Raw genomic sequence first — 12,455 nt, forward strand, 5'->3', positions numbered from 1 at the left:
GCCCCCGTCAGCCCTGCCGCACCGGGACCACGACCACCTCGGCCATGTTCACGTTGGCCGGTGCCGCCGCGGTGAAGGCCACCGTCTCGGCGATGTCCTCGGCGGCCAGCGGCCGCAGGTCGGTGCGCATCCGGGCCAGGGCGGTGCGCAGGTTGTCGTCGAGCATGTCCGCGCCCAGTTCGGTGACGGTGACGCCCGGCTCGATATTGCGTACCCGGACGTTGCGGGGGCCCAGTTCGGCCCGCAGGTTGCGGGTCAGGTGGGCCACGGCGGCCTTGGTCGCGCAGTAGACCGACCAGTCGGGGTACAGGCTGTGACCGCCGACGGATCCCACGAACGCGAGGTCGGCCGGACCACCGGTCCGCGCGGCGGCGAGCAGGTCGTCGACGAACGCGCGGCCGGTGAGCAGCAGTCCGCGCAGGTTGACGTCGAGCATGCGGTCCCACTCGGCGGTGTCGGCGGTCTCGAACGGCGCGCCCAGCATCACGCCGGCGTTGGCCACGACCAGGTCGGGCCGGCCGAGCACGGCGCGTACCGAGGCCGCCGCCTCGGTGAGGGCGGCGGAGTCGGTGATGTCCACGGCCACCGGCAGGATCTTGCCCTCGCTGGTGGGGCGCAGTTCCTCGGCGAGGCCGGTGAGCCGGTCCTCCCGGCGCCCGAACAAGGCGACGGCGGCACCGCCGCGGGCCAGCCGGCGGGCGGTGGCGGCACCGATACCGCTGGTGGCGCCGGTGACGACGGCCACCCGCCCGGCGAGCGGGCCGTCGGGGGTGGCCGGGGAAGGGGAAGTGATCGAAGAAGTCATGTCCCCACCGTCGTGCCGGTCCGGCGACCGCACCAGGCAGCCGCTCACCGGGGACCGCTCATCGTAGGAGTGGCACGGCCACCCTCGCCGGCTCCGCTCGTTCTACGCTCCTGTGCATGGACCGCGTGGAGAGTGACAACCCGATCGGGCAGTATCTGCGGGCCCGCCGTCAGCTCGTGCGCCCGGAGGACCTCGGGCTCGCCCCGGGGGTCCGGCGCCGGGTGCCCGGCCTGCGGCGCGAAGAGGTGGCGATGCTGGCGGGGGTGAGCACCGACTACTACGTGCGCCTGGAGCAGGGCCGGGAACGCCGTCCCTCGGCGCAGGTCGTCGACGCGATCGCCCGGGCGCTGGTGCTCGACGAGGAGGCGACCGCGTATCTGCGGCGGCTCGCGGCTCCGGCTCCGCGCCGTCGGCGCCGGGCGGGGCGGAATCAGCGGGTGAGCGACGGACTGCTGCGGATCATGGCCGGCTGGCAGCACCTCCCGGCGGTGATCCTCGGTCCGTATCTCGACGTGCTGGCCCACAACGACCTCGGCCGGGCCCTGTTCGCCGGTCACACGTACAGCGACGACCTGATGCGGCTGGTCTTCCTGGACCCGGACGCCCGCGAGTTCTACGTCGACTGGGACCGGGCGGCGCTGAACGCCGTGGCCGCGCTGCGGGCGGCGGCCGGGGACGCCGACGACCCGTCCCTGACCCGGCTCGTCGGCGAACTGAGCCTGCGCAGCGAACCCTTCCGGCGGCTGTGGGCCCGTCACGACATCGGGCACAAGACCCACGAGACCAAGCGCCTGCGGCACCCGCTCGTCGGCGAACTCACCCTGTCCTACGAGACCCTGACCGTGAACGGCACCCCCGACCAGCAGCTCGTCGTCTATCACGCCGAGCCCGGCAGCCCCTCCGCCGAGGCCCTCGCCCTCCTCGGCAGCCTGGCGGCGGAGTCCTCGCAGGACGCCGGGCAGCAGCGGCACCCGGCCGGGCGGCCGCCGCGCCCGCGCGGGTAGCGGAACCGGTCGGGCCGGTTCCCGGGCAGCCGTCTCCTCCGGTCCCGTCACCGTGCCGGGACCGGAGGAGGCGGGCGTCAGCCGCCCGCGGGCAGCAGCGGCAGGTCCAGGCGGCCGGCGAGTTCGTCGACGGTGGTGCCGAAGGTCTCCCGCACCGAGACGCCCCGCTCGGTGATGTCGAAGACGGCGAGGTCGGTGTAGACCCGGTCGACGCAGGCCAGCCCGGTCAGCGGGTAGGTGCACTCGGGGACCAGCTTGGGCGCGCCGGTCTTGGTGAACAGCGTCATCATGACGAAGACCTTCTTCGCCCCGATCGCCAGGTCCATGGCCCCGCCGACGGCGGGTATGGCGTCCGGCGCCCCGGTGTGCCAGTTGGCGAGGTCACCGGCGGTCGAGACCTGGAAGGCGCCCAGGACGCAGATGTCCAGGTGGCCGCCGCGCATCATGGCGAAGGAGTCGGCGTGGTGGAAGTACGCCGCGCCGGGCAGCTCTGTCACGGGGACCTTGCCGGCGTTGGTGAGATCGGGGTCGATCTCGTCGCCCTGCGCGGCGGGCCCCATGTTGAGCATGCCGTTCTCGGTGTGCAGGACCACGCCGGAGTCGGCCGGCAGGTGGTCGGCGACCAGGGTCGGCTGGCCGATGCCGAGGTTGACGAAGGCGCCGTGGGGGATGTCGCGGGCCACGAGGGCGGCCATGTCGTGCTTGCCGAGCGGGCCGCGCCCGGTGTCCGTGACGAGGGAATCGGTGCTCATGCGGTCGCCTCCTGCACCACGCGGTCGACATAGATGCCCGGGGTGATCACGGTCTCGGGGTCGATGGTGCCGGTGTCGACTATCTCGCGGACCTGGGCGACCACGGTGGTCGCGGCGGTGGCCATGACCGGTCCGAAGTTACGGGCGGTCTTGCGGTAGACGAGGTTGCCCATGCGGTCGGACCGGTGGGCGCCGATCAGCGCCACATCGCCCTTGATCGGGTACTCCAGGACGTAGGTGCGCCCGTCGATGACGCGGGTCTCCTTGCCCTCGGCCAGCAGGGTGCCGGCACCGGTGGGGCAGTAGAAGGCGCCGATGCCGGCCCCGGCCGCCCGCATCCGCTCGGCGAGGTTGCCCTGCGGCACGACCTCCAGCTCGATCTTCCCGGTCCGGTACAGCTCGTCGAAGACGTAGCTGTCGGCCTGCCGGGGGAAGGAGCAGACGACCTTGCGGACCCGTCCCTTGGCCAGCAGCGCGGCCAGGCCGGTGTCGCCGTTGCCGGCGTTGTTGGAAACGACGGTCAGGTCGGTGGCGCCCTGCCGGATGAGGGCGTCGATCAGGTCGACCGGCATGCCGGCCATGCCGAAGCCGCCGACCAGCACCGTCGAGCCGTCCTCGATCCCGGCGACCGCCTCGTCGGCGTCGGCGCACAGGAGCGTGCTCATCCCTTGGCCTCCGTCACGTTCTCCAGGACCACGGCGAGCGCCTGGCCCACGCCGATACAGATCGCGGCGACGCCCCACCGCTCGCCGGACCTCGTGAGCCGGTGGGCGAGGGTGCCGAGGATGCGGCCGCCGGAGGCGCCCAGCGGATGGCCGAGCGCGATGGCGCCGCCCTTGGTGTTGACGATGTCCGGGTCGATCCCCCAGGCGTCCACGCAGGCCAGCGACTGCACGGCGAACGCCTCGTTGAGTTCGACCGCCGCTACGTCGGACCAGGTGATGCCCGCGCGCTGCAGGGCCCGGTTCGCCGCCTCGACCGGCGCGAACCCGAAGTCCTGCGGATCGAGTGCGAAGACGCCGCGCCCGGCGACGCGGGCCAGCGGGGCGGAGCCGATGCGGGCCGCGGCGGCCTCCGAGCCGAGCAGGACGGCCGAGGCGCCGTCGCTCAGCGGTGAGGCGTTGCCCGCCGTGATCGCGCCGTCGGGCCGGAAGGCCGGCTTGAGCCCGGCGAGCTTCTCGGGTGTGGAGCCGGGCCGGATGCCCTCGTCCCGGGTGAGGGTGGTGCCCTTGGCGTCGGTCCCGACCGGTACGACCAGGTCGTCGTAGAAGCCGTCCGTCCAGGCGGCGTCGGCGAGTCGGTGGGACCGGGCGGCGAACTCGTCCTGCCGCTCGCGGGGGATGGTGAACCGCTCGGCGAGCTGCTCGTTGGCCTCGCCGAGGGAGACCGTCCACTCCTTCGGCATGTTCTTGTTGACCAGGCGCCAGCCGAGGGTGGTGGAGACGGCGGTCACGTCCCCGGCGGGGAACGCGCGGGAGGGCTTGGGCAGGACCCAGGGGGCCCGGCTCATCGACTCCACACCGCCGGTGAGCACGATGTCCGCGTCGCCGGTCTCGATGGCGCGGGAGGCGATGATCGCCGCGTCCAGCGAGGATCCGCACAGCCGGTTGACCGTGGTGGCGGGCACCGAGGTGGGCAGCCCGGCCAGCAGGACGGCCATCCGGCCGACGTTGCGGTTGTCCTCGCCGGCGCCGTTGGCGTTGCCCCAGACGACGTCGCCGATCTCGCCCGGGTCCAGCTCCGGAGCCTTGGCCAGGACGCCTCGCACGGCCAGCGCCGCGAGGTCGTCGGGCCGGACGCCGGCGAGGGCACCGGAGAACCGTCCGAAGGGTGTTCTTGCCGCTGCGTACACGTAACTGTCGGTCACGTCCTCACGCTAGGCCCGCGGCCTTCATCGCGTCCAAGACCTAATCCGGATCGATTGATAAGGCTCTCTTATAAGCTGTCCGTATGGAGCTTCGTCAGGTCCGCTACTTCCTCGCGCTCGCGGAGGAGTGCCACTTCGGGCGGGCGGCGGCCCGGCTGCATGTCGCCCAGCCCGCCCTGTCCCAGCAGATCAAGCAGCTGGAACACGAGCTGGGCACGACGCTGTTCCACCGCTCCACCCGGCACGTCGAACTCACCGAGGCCGGCCGGCACCTGACCGGGTACGCGCGCACGCTGGTCGCCGAGGCCGAGCGCGCCCGCGTGCACATGGCGGAACTGGCCAGCGGCCACACCGGGCGGGTCTCCGTCGGCTTCATCGGCACCGCCACCTACGACGTCCTGCCCCAGGTCGCCCGCATGGTGCGGTCGCGGCTGCCGCACATCACGCTGGACCTGCGCGGCGAGCTGCTCACCCCGCAGCTGGTGGAGGGCCTGCTCACCGGCGCCTACGACCTCGCCGTGTCGCGGGCCGGCGCGGCCGGCACCGAGGGGGTGAGCATCACGCCGCTGCGGGCCGAGCCGCTGGTCGCCGTGGTGCCGGCCCACCATCCGCTGGCGGCCGGCCGGGAGATCCCCTTGGCGGCGCTGGCGGACGAGCCGTTCGTCATCCATCCCTCGCAGCCGCGGTCCGCGATGTACGACCGGGTGCTGGCCGCCTGCGACCGGGCCGGGTTCCGGCCCTCGGCCCTCGTCGAGGTCGGCGAGACCGCGACGCTCGTCGTCCTCGTGGCCGCCGGGCACGGGGTCGCGCTCGTGCCGCGGTCGGTGCAGAGCCTGCGGCTCGACGGCGTGACGTACGTGCCGCTCGCCGAGACGGAGACGATCGACCTGGTGCTGGCCCGTCGCGCGCACCGCAACTCGCCGGCGACGCAGCAGGTCGCCTCGGTCATCGAGGAGTGCGTGCGCGGCTGAGAGCGGCGGGTCCGGCTCGTGGCGGCGGGGGGCGCCGTACGCCGCCGACTCGCGGTACGGCACGGCCGCGCGCCGCCGGATGATCGCGTCGGCCGTGTCCTCCTGACGTCGCCGGGCGGCCACGCGGACACCCCGCCCGCCCGACGCCTCACACCGCCCGTACCGCCACGCCCCGGCCAACGCCGCTCACGCCGCCCGTAGCTCCCCCCGGCCGAGGCCCCTCACACCGCCCGTACCACCTCCGCCGGTGCCGTCCGCAGTGCTCGTCGGGTGGGCAGTTCCACCGTCAGGAAGGACGTCAGCGCCACCGTCGCCGCGGCCGCCGGCAGCAGCCAGGCCGGGCCGGCCGGCCAGGGGCGGCCGAGGAACCCCTGGCCGAGGAGGGCGAGGGGGAGCGCGGAGAGGGCCAGGCCCGCGGCGAGGGCGGCTGCGGCCGTCATCGCGGACTCGCGGCGCGTCATCGCCAGGATCTGCCGCGGGGCCGTGCCGACCAGGCGGAGCGCGGCGATCTCGGTGCGGCGCTGGGCCGTGGCGGCGACCAGCCTGTTGGCGATGCTGAGCAGCAGATAGCCGAGGAGGACGACGATGACGACGAGGTTGATCCACACCTCGGGCGGTGTGTCCTGCCCGGCGGCGCGGTCCGCACCGGTGCCGGTCAGGGCGAGGCCGGGGCGGGCGGCGGCGAACGCGGCCAGCCGCTGTCCGGCGGCGGCCGTGCCGTCGGTGCGTACGAGGACGCTCTGCGCCGCCGGGGCGGCCGTGGTGTGGCCCGCGGCCAGGTCCCGGGAGAGGACCACGGGGCCGAAGCCGAGCCCGCGCGCGTACACGGCGACGACCTCGGCGGTGACCCGCGCCCCGTCGCCCAGCACCAGCCGCACCCGCCGGCCCGGCCGCGCGTCGCGCTGCCCCGCGACCTCGCCGCTGACGGCGACCGTGGCCCCGGTGAGCCGGTCCAGGGAGCCCTGCTCCACCCCGAGGTCGAGGACGTCCGCCGCCCGCCCGCCGAGGATCATGGCCGAGGACGCCTCGGTCTCCGTCTCGCCGAACAGCCGGTACGGCCACACCACCGTGGTCGCGCCGACCGGCTCGGCCGCCCGGACGCCCGGCACAGCGCGCACCCGGGCCAGGGTGTCCGCCGGGAGGCCGCCCAGGGCGGGCGCGGTCAGCCGGTACTGGGCGAGGGTGCCGGCGCGGGTGTCGGCGGAGGCGGCGGCGAGCACGGTGGTCTGGGCGAGGGTGTAGGTCAGGACGAACACGACGCCCATCGCCAGCGGGCTGACGACTCCGGAGAGCCGCTGCGCGTAGGCGCGTACGTTGGAGAGCGCGAGCCAGGTCGGGGCCGCCGCCCCGGGGCGCAGCCGCCGCAGCGCCGTCCGTCCCGCCGCCCGGACGAGGACCGGGCCGGCCAGGGCCAGGCCGATCGCGGCGACGATGCCCGCCATCGAGGTGGCCGAGGCGCCGAGCGCGGTACGGGAGAACAGGGGGACGGTGGAGAGCGCGCTCGCGCCGAGGATCAGCAGCAGGCCGGCCCGGGTGCGCACGCGGGACGGTGCCCGGGGCTCGGTGCGGGACTCCGCGACCGCCTCGGTGGCCGGCATCCGGGAGGTGCGCCAGGCCGCGCAGCGCGCAGCGAGCTGCACCGCGCCGGCGGTGAGGAGGAGCGTGGCGAGGGCCGGGAAGGGGCTCAGCGTCAGCGGCAGGCCGGCGGGCAGGACGCCGCGGTCGACGAGGACGTCGCGGAAGGCGTCCGCCAGCAGGTAGCCGAGGGCCACGCCCGGAACCAGGGCCACCGCCGCGACGAGGGTCGACTGGGCGGCGGCCAGGCGGCGGATCTGCTTCGGTGTCGCTCCCACGGCCCGCATCAGCGCCAGGTCGCGGCGCTGTCCGGCGACGGCGAGGCCGAGCGCGCCCGCCGTGACGAACCCGGTGATCAGCAGGACGATGCCGCCGAGCGAACCGGCGAGCAGGACGAGCAGGGAGCGGGCCGAGCCGATGCCCGGCTCCACGGCCTCCCCCCGGTCCGCGCCCGTGAGGACCTCCAGACCGGTGCCGGCCAGGCGGTTGCGGACCGCCGAGGCGAGCCAGGCCCCGGTGCCGGGTTCGGCGCGCAGTCCGATCAGGTCGACGGTGCCGGCCCGCGGTCCGTCGCCGCCGTCCGCCCGGCCCGCCAGCCGCGCGGCCGTGGCGTCGGCGAGGTAGACGCCCGCGTCCGGGGCGTCGACCACGGCCGTGACCCGGTAGGGCGCGGCGGCCCGGCCGTGCACGACGGCCCGGACCCGGTCACCGGGCTTCAGGCCGGTCCCCGCCGGTACGGCGATCTCGTCCGCGCCGGCCGGTGCGCGGCCCTCGACGCGTGGTGCGGCCAGCAGTTCGGTGGAGGACCAGCCGTGGCCCGCGGCGGCCGGGTCGGCGGCGGACGGGAGGGGGCGGCCCGTGTCGTCGAGCAGGGCGGCCGGGAAGGTGATGTCGCCGACCACCGCGGTGACGCCCGGCAGTCCGGCCAGGCGGTCGCCGACCCGGGCCGGGACCGCGGCCCGCTCCGGCAGGGCGATCGGCAGATCCGCCGCCGGGTGGTGCTCCTGGTCGGCGGCGACCACGACGTCCGCGCCGCCGAGCCGGCCGGGCGGCAGCCGGGAGCGCAGTCCCGTGTCGGCCAGGACACCGGTGCCGGTGATCAGCACGGCGCCGCCGAGGACGGCGCAGGCCACCGCGAGCAGCGCGGTGATCCGGTGCCGGGCCGTGCGCAGGGCGAGGTACAGCATCGGCTACCTCTCCCCCAACGCGACCAGCAGCTTGGCGAGTTCGGGCGCGGTCGGTGAGTCGAGGGACTCCACCACCCGGCCGTCGGCCATCACCAGGGCCCTGTGCGCGCGGGCCGCGGCGGCCGGGTCGTGAGTCACCATCACCACCGTCTGGCCGAGGTCGTCGACGAGGTCGCGCAGCAGGTCCAGCACCTGGTGGGCGCTGCGCAGGTCCAGTGCCCCGGTCGGTTCGTCCGCGAAGACGACCGCGGGCCGGGCCACCAGCGCCCGTACCAGCGCGGCGCGTTGCTGCTGGCCGCCGGAGAGTTCGGCGGGGCGGTGCGCGAGCCGGTCGCTGAGGCCGACCCGTTCGACGAGGGTGCGCAGCCAGGGACGGTCCGGTGCGCGGCCCGCCAGCCGCAGCGGCAGGGTGATGTTGTCCTCGACGCTGAGCGACGGGATCAGGTTGTACGCCTGGAAGACGAAGCCGACGTGTTCGCGGCGCAGTTCGGTGCGGCGGGCCTCGGTCAGCCCGGTGATCTCCCGTCCGCCGACGCGGACGCTGCCCGAGGTGGCGGAGTCCAGTCCGGCGGCGCAGTGCATCAGGGTGCTCTTGCCGGAGCCCGAGGGGCCCATCACGGCGAGGAACGTGCCGCGTTCCACGGTCAGCGACACGTCGTCCAGGGCCCGTACGCCGCCGGGGTACGTCCTGCCGACGCCGGTCAGCGCGACGGCGGGTGCGGTGCGCGCGGTGTCCGGCGCGACGGCGGTGTTCATCGGCGCCCGCGCAGGGCGCGCACGGCCAGGGTGCCGGCGGCGAGCACGGTGACGAAGCCGCAGGCCAGGTTGGCCACGACGGGGGTGTCGCCGTAGGAGACCGCCATGTTGGCGACGGCGCTGAGCACCACCACGGCCCACAGCAGGGTCCGGACGATGTCCGAGCGGCTGACGCCGTCCGTACGGTCGCCGTCGCCGGCGTCGCTCAGCCGGTAGGGGTCGGTGTGCGGCATGGCGGCTGCCTCCAGGGGTTCGTGACGGCCGGTCTCCACGGCCGTCTTTGCTGCCCCCGACGCTAGGGACCGGCACCCCTCGCCGCCGATCCAGCGGTCCGCCCGGTCGGAGGTACAGCAGGCTGTACCTTTCCGGCCCCCGGCTGACGGTCGCCCCGCGGGCGGCCTAGGGTCGGTGCGCGACACAGTGGAGGAGGGCGGATGACGACCCGCGACGCGGCGGCCGGGACCACCGGCTTCAAGGACATCGCGGTACGGGCCCTCAGGGACGCCCGCGCCGCGATCGCACAGCTCGCCGGCGGGCTCGGCACCGCCGTACCCGCCCTCGGCCTGCTGCTGCTGACGGCGGTGGCGGCGGTGACCGCGCCGCTCGGCGTGGGCCTGCTGATCGGACAGCCGGTGCCGCGCGCCCTGCACGCCCTGGCCCGCCGGGAACGCGCACGGCTCGGCCGCCGCGGGCCCGAGGTGATCGCCCCCGAGCCGCCGCCCGTCCGGCTGCGGGCGGCGCTCGCCGATCCCGTCACCCGCCGGGAGCTGCGCTGGCTGGCCCGGCACGCCACCCTGGGGTTCGTCCTGGGGCTGCTCGGGGTGCTGCTGCCGATCGCCGCCGTCCGGGACTGTGTCTTCCCGCTGCTGTGGCCGCTGGCGCCCCCGGACGCCACCAGCACCTCCCTGGGTGTCGGCACCGCGCACACCTGGCCCCAGGCCGCCGCCGTGGCCCTGCTGGGGCTGGGCTGGACCGCCATCATCCTGGGCCTGTTCCCCGCCCTGGCCCGCGTCCAGTCCGCGCCCGGACGGCTGCTGCTGGCGGCCGGCCCCGAGACCGACCTGTCGCTGCGGGTCGCCGAGCTGACCGCCACCCGCGCCGCCGCCCTGGACGCGCACGCGACCGAACTGCGGCGCATCGAGCGTTCGTTGCACGACGGCACGCAGAACCGCATCGTCACCGTCACGGTGCTGCTGGGTGCCGCCCGCCGCATGGTGGCCCGCGACCCGGAGGGCGCCGGGGAGCTGCTGGAGCGCGCCCAGTCGGCCGCCGAACAGGCCCTGGCCGAACTGCGCACCGTGGCCCGCGGCATTCTGCCCCCGGTGCTGGCCGACCGGGGGCTGGCGGGCGCGCTGGCCGGGCTGGCCGCGCACTGCGCGGTGCCCTGCCGGACCGACGTCGACGTGCCCGAGCGGTGCGCCGCCTCCGTCGAGGCGACCGCCTACTTCGTGGTCGCCGAGGCCCTGACCAACGTCGCCAAGCACAGCGGCGCCGGGGCGGCCACCGTCACCGCCCGCGCCCGGGGCGGCCGGCTGCGCCTGCGGATCGAGGACGACGGGCGGGGCGGGGCCGACGAGCAGGGCGGTTCCGGGCTCACCGGCATCCGTGACCGCGTCGCGGCCCACGACGGTACGCTCACCCTGGCCAGCCCGCCGGGCGGCCCCACGGTCCTGGACGTGGACCTGCCGTGCGGAACGTGAACTCGAACTGCGGAACGTGACATGCGCATCGTGATTGCCGAGGACGACCCGTTGCTGCGCGAGGGGCTCGCCCTCCTGCTGCGCGCCGAGTCCCTCGACGTGGTCGCCACCGCCGGCACCCCCGACGGCGTGCTCGACGCCATCGACGAGCACCGGCCGGACGTGGCCATCCTCGACGTGCGGATGCCGCCCAGCCACACCGACGAGGGCATCCGCGCCGCCGTCGAGGCCCGGCGGCGCCACCGGGGACTCGCGGTGCTGGTGCTGTCCGCGTACGTCGAGCAGTCCTTCGCCACCGAGTTGCTGACCGGCGGGGTGACCGGCCTCGGGTATCTGCTCAAGGAACGGGTGGGCCGGGTCGAGGAGTTCCTCGACGCGCTGCACCGGGTGGCGTCCGGCGGCACCGCCATCGACCCCGAGGTGGTCGCCCAGTTGTTCACCCGCTCCCGTCAGGACACCCGGCTGGAACGGCTCAGCCCCCGCGAACGGGAGGTCCTGGCGCTGATGGCGGAGGGGCTCGGCAACACCGCGATCGCGCGCCGGCTGGTCGTCACCGACGGCGCGGTGCACAAGCACATCCGCTCCATCTTCGCCAAGCTCGACCTCTCGCCCGCCGACCAGGTCGACCGGCGGGTGGCCGCGGTCCTGCGCTACCTGGAGGACGCCCGCCGCCGCGGCTGACGGCACCACCCGTTCGACTTTGCCAGTTCTTTACAACCGGTCCTCCTCCTGCCTCGTCTCTCCGGTCGATTCCCGCGCCGCCCCGTCACGCCGACCGGGCGGACCGACGAAAGAGAGCGACCGATGCGCCGGACCACCCTCAGTTCCCTGGCCCTCGCGGGCACCGCCGTCCTGGCGACCGCCGTGCCCGCGTTCGCCTCCTCCCCGAGCCCCGTTCCCACCGAGAGCAAGCCGCCGACCCCGGTGCCGTCCTCCCCCGGCACGGCCGCCCCCGCGGAGGAACCGACCGAGGCGCCGACCGAGGCGCCGACCGCGAGCGCGGTGCCCGCCGAGGAGCGGGCCCCCTCCCCGGGGCAGGTCTCCGTCGTCCCGTCCGGCGCCGCCGACACCGGAGTGAGCACGGCCGCCTCCTCGTCGTCCGGGCCGGGCGGGGCGCTGGTCGGCGGGGGCGCCGCCGCGGTGGCCCTCGCGGGCGGCGCGACGGTCCTCGTCGTCCGCCGCCGTCGGGCGAACGGGGCGTGACCACGTTCTCCAGGCGGGCGTTCGTGACCGCGGCGACGGCCGCGCTGCTCACGGGCTGCGGCGACGGTGGCACCGGTCTGCGCACCAGTACGGCCGGCCGCACGCCGCGGCCGCCCTCGCCCGCCTCCCCCGGCGCGTCGGCCCACCCCGGCGACCCGGCGCGGGCGGTGGCCCGTTCGGTCCCGGTGCGGCTGCGGATCCCGGCGATCGGCGTGGACACGCCGGTCGTCCGGCTGGGGCCGGCCCCGGACGGCAGCGTGCGGGTGCCGCCGGTCAGGGCGCACGACCCGGCGGGCTGGTACGAGCACTCGCCCACCCCGGGCCAGGTCGGCCCCTCCGTCGTCCTCGGCCACGTCACCGTGGGCGAGTACGGTGACGGGGTCTTCCGGCGCCTGGCCGAACTGCGCCGGGGCGACCGGGCGGTGGCCCGCCTGGAGAACGGCACGGCCGTCACGTTCCAGGTCACCGCCGTGCGCACGGTGGCGAAGTCCGACTTCCCGACCGAGGAGGTCTACGGGGACGTGGACCGCCCGGAGCTGCGGCTGATCACCTGCGGCGGCGCCCGTACCGGTGACGGCTACGCCGACAACGTCATCGTCTTCGCGGCCCGCGTCCCCGCCGGCCGCTGACCCCTC

13 protein-coding genes are annotated in these 12,455 nt (G+C 75.6%); 6 read left to right on the forward strand and 7 right to left on the reverse strand.

Annotated features, from left to right (window positions below):
- Positions 1–7 precede the first annotated feature (7 nt).
- Positions 8–805: an SDR family oxidoreductase gene (locus ACIQR3_RS04990; protein WP_403534234.1), complete on the reverse strand. Its 798-nt coding sequence runs from the start codon at positions 803–805 to the stop codon at positions 8–10.
- 116 nt (positions 806–921) lie between these two features.
- Here ACIQR3_RS04990 and ACIQR3_RS04995 point away from each other — a divergent pair, with 116 nt between their 5' ends.
- Positions 922–1,809 (forward strand): helix-turn-helix domain-containing protein, encoded by an 888-nt coding sequence (locus ACIQR3_RS04995; protein ID WP_403534237.1) that lies wholly within the window; start codon positions 922–924, stop codon positions 1,807–1,809.
- Positions 1,810–1,886: 77 nt separating this feature from the next.
- Here ACIQR3_RS04995 and ACIQR3_RS05000 read toward each other — a convergent pair whose 3' ends face one another.
- Genes ACIQR3_RS05000 through ACIQR3_RS05010 form a run of 3 tightly spaced genes read right to left on the reverse strand, consistent with a single transcriptional unit; the run spans position 1,887 to position 4,428 of the window.
- Positions 1,887–2,561: a 3-oxoacid CoA-transferase subunit B gene (locus tag ACIQR3_RS05000; RefSeq protein WP_403534240.1), complete on the reverse strand. Its 675-nt coding sequence runs from the start codon at positions 2,559–2,561 to the stop codon at positions 1,887–1,889.
- Entirely contained in the window at positions 2,558–3,226 is a 669-nt protein-coding gene (locus tag ACIQR3_RS05005; protein ID WP_403534243.1) for a 3-oxoacid CoA-transferase subunit A, read from the reverse strand. The genes ACIQR3_RS05000 and ACIQR3_RS05005 overlap by 4 nt, the downstream gene beginning before the upstream one ends.
- Entirely contained in the window at positions 3,223–4,428 is a 1,206-nt protein-coding gene (locus tag ACIQR3_RS05010; protein WP_403534246.1) for a thiolase family protein, read from the reverse strand. Before ACIQR3_RS05010 ends, ACIQR3_RS05005 begins: the two co-directional genes overlap by 4 nt.
- Before the next feature lie 83 nt (positions 4,429–4,511).
- On the opposite strand from ACIQR3_RS05010, the gene ACIQR3_RS05015 reads away from it, so the two are divergent.
- The gene (locus tag ACIQR3_RS05015) at positions 4,512–5,399 is read left to right on the forward strand and encodes a LysR family transcriptional regulator (protein WP_403534249.1); all 888 of its coding nucleotides are present in this window, start codon (positions 4,512–4,514) and stop codon (positions 5,397–5,399) included.
- A 221-nt stretch (positions 5,400–5,620) separates the two neighbouring features.
- Here the strand turns inward: ACIQR3_RS05015 and ACIQR3_RS05020 are convergent, their stop codons facing one another.
- The 3 genes from ACIQR3_RS05020 to ACIQR3_RS05030 are packed head-to-tail and all read right to left on the reverse strand — an operon-like array spanning position 5,621 to position 9,189.
- A complete protein-coding gene (locus tag ACIQR3_RS05020) occupies positions 5,621–8,161 on the reverse strand; it encodes an FtsX-like permease family protein (protein WP_403534252.1) in 2,541 nt (846 codons plus the stop codon).
- Positions 8,162–8,164: 3 nt separating this feature from the next.
- Complete coding sequence (locus ACIQR3_RS05025) at positions 8,165–8,917, reverse strand: ABC transporter ATP-binding protein (RefSeq protein WP_403534254.1); 753 nt, start codon at positions 8,915–8,917, stop codon at positions 8,165–8,167.
- Positions 8,914–9,189, reverse strand: a complete 276-nt coding sequence (locus ACIQR3_RS05030; protein WP_403534257.1) for a hypothetical protein — start codon at positions 9,187–9,189, stop codon at positions 8,914–8,916. Before ACIQR3_RS05030 ends, ACIQR3_RS05025 begins: the two co-directional genes overlap by 4 nt.
- Positions 9,190–9,351: 162 nt before the next feature.
- Here ACIQR3_RS05030 and ACIQR3_RS05035 point away from each other — a divergent pair, with 162 nt between their 5' ends.
- The 4 genes from ACIQR3_RS05035 (at position 9,352) to ACIQR3_RS05050 (ending at position 12,449) form a co-directional block, all read left to right on the forward strand.
- Positions 9,352–10,617 (forward strand): sensor histidine kinase, encoded by a 1,266-nt coding sequence (locus ACIQR3_RS05035; RefSeq protein ID WP_403534260.1) that lies wholly within the window; start codon positions 9,352–9,354, stop codon positions 10,615–10,617.
- Between the two features lie 21 nt (positions 10,618–10,638).
- Positions 10,639–11,298: a response regulator transcription factor gene (locus ACIQR3_RS05040; protein ID WP_215166426.1), complete on the forward strand. Its 660-nt coding sequence runs from the start codon at positions 10,639–10,641 to the stop codon at positions 11,296–11,298.
- Between the two features lie 123 nt (positions 11,299–11,421).
- A complete protein-coding gene (locus ACIQR3_RS05045) occupies positions 11,422–11,820 on the forward strand; it encodes a sortase-dependent protein (RefSeq protein ID WP_403534263.1) in 399 nt (132 codons plus the stop codon).
- Positions 11,817–12,449 (forward strand): class F sortase, encoded by a 633-nt coding sequence (locus ACIQR3_RS05050; protein WP_403534265.1) that lies wholly within the window; start codon positions 11,817–11,819, stop codon positions 12,447–12,449. Before ACIQR3_RS05045 ends, ACIQR3_RS05050 begins: the two co-directional genes overlap by 4 nt.
- The last annotated feature ends 6 nt before the right edge of the window (positions 12,450–12,455 follow it).

Source organism: Streptomyces sp. NPDC090994 (assembly GCF_044768905.1).
In the GTDB taxonomy this organism is placed as follows: Bacteria; Actinomycetota; Actinomycetes; order Streptomycetales; family Streptomycetaceae; genus Streptomyces.

What these genes read in the sequence shown, in the direction of transcription:
- ACIQR3_RS04995 (WP_403534237.1), top strand. Translation starts at nt 922, where the DNA reads ATGGACCGCGTGGAGAGTGACAACCCGATCGGGCAGTATCTGCGGGCC.
- ACIQR3_RS05040 (WP_215166426.1), top strand. Translation starts at nt 10,639, where the DNA reads ATGCGCATCGTGATTGCCGAGGACGACCCGTTGCTGCGCGAGGGGCTC.
- ACIQR3_RS05020 (WP_403534252.1), bottom strand. Translation starts at nt 8,161, where the DNA reads ATGCTGTACCTCGCCCTGCGCACGGCCCGGCACCGGATCACCGCGCTG.
- ACIQR3_RS05000 (WP_403534240.1), bottom strand. Translation starts at nt 2,561, where the DNA reads ATGAGCACCGATTCCCTCGTCACGGACACCGGGCGCGGCCCGCTCGGC.
- ACIQR3_RS04990 (WP_403534234.1), bottom strand. Translation starts at nt 805, where the DNA reads ATGACTTCTTCGATCACTTCCCCTTCCCCGGCCACCCCCGACGGCCCG.
- ACIQR3_RS05005 (WP_403534243.1), bottom strand. Translation starts at nt 3,226, where the DNA reads ATGAGCACGCTCCTGTGCGCCGACGCCGACGAGGCGGTCGCCGGGATC.
- ACIQR3_RS05015 (WP_403534249.1), top strand. Translation starts at nt 4,512, where the DNA reads ATGGAGCTTCGTCAGGTCCGCTACTTCCTCGCGCTCGCGGAGGAGTGC.
- ACIQR3_RS05025 (WP_403534254.1), bottom strand. Translation starts at nt 8,917, where the DNA reads ATGAACACCGCCGTCGCGCCGGACACCGCGCGCACCGCACCCGCCGTC.
- ACIQR3_RS05045 (WP_403534263.1), top strand. Translation starts at nt 11,422, where the DNA reads ATGCGCCGGACCACCCTCAGTTCCCTGGCCCTCGCGGGCACCGCCGTC.
- ACIQR3_RS05035 (WP_403534260.1), top strand. Translation starts at nt 9,352, where the DNA reads ATGACGACCCGCGACGCGGCGGCCGGGACCACCGGCTTCAAGGACATC.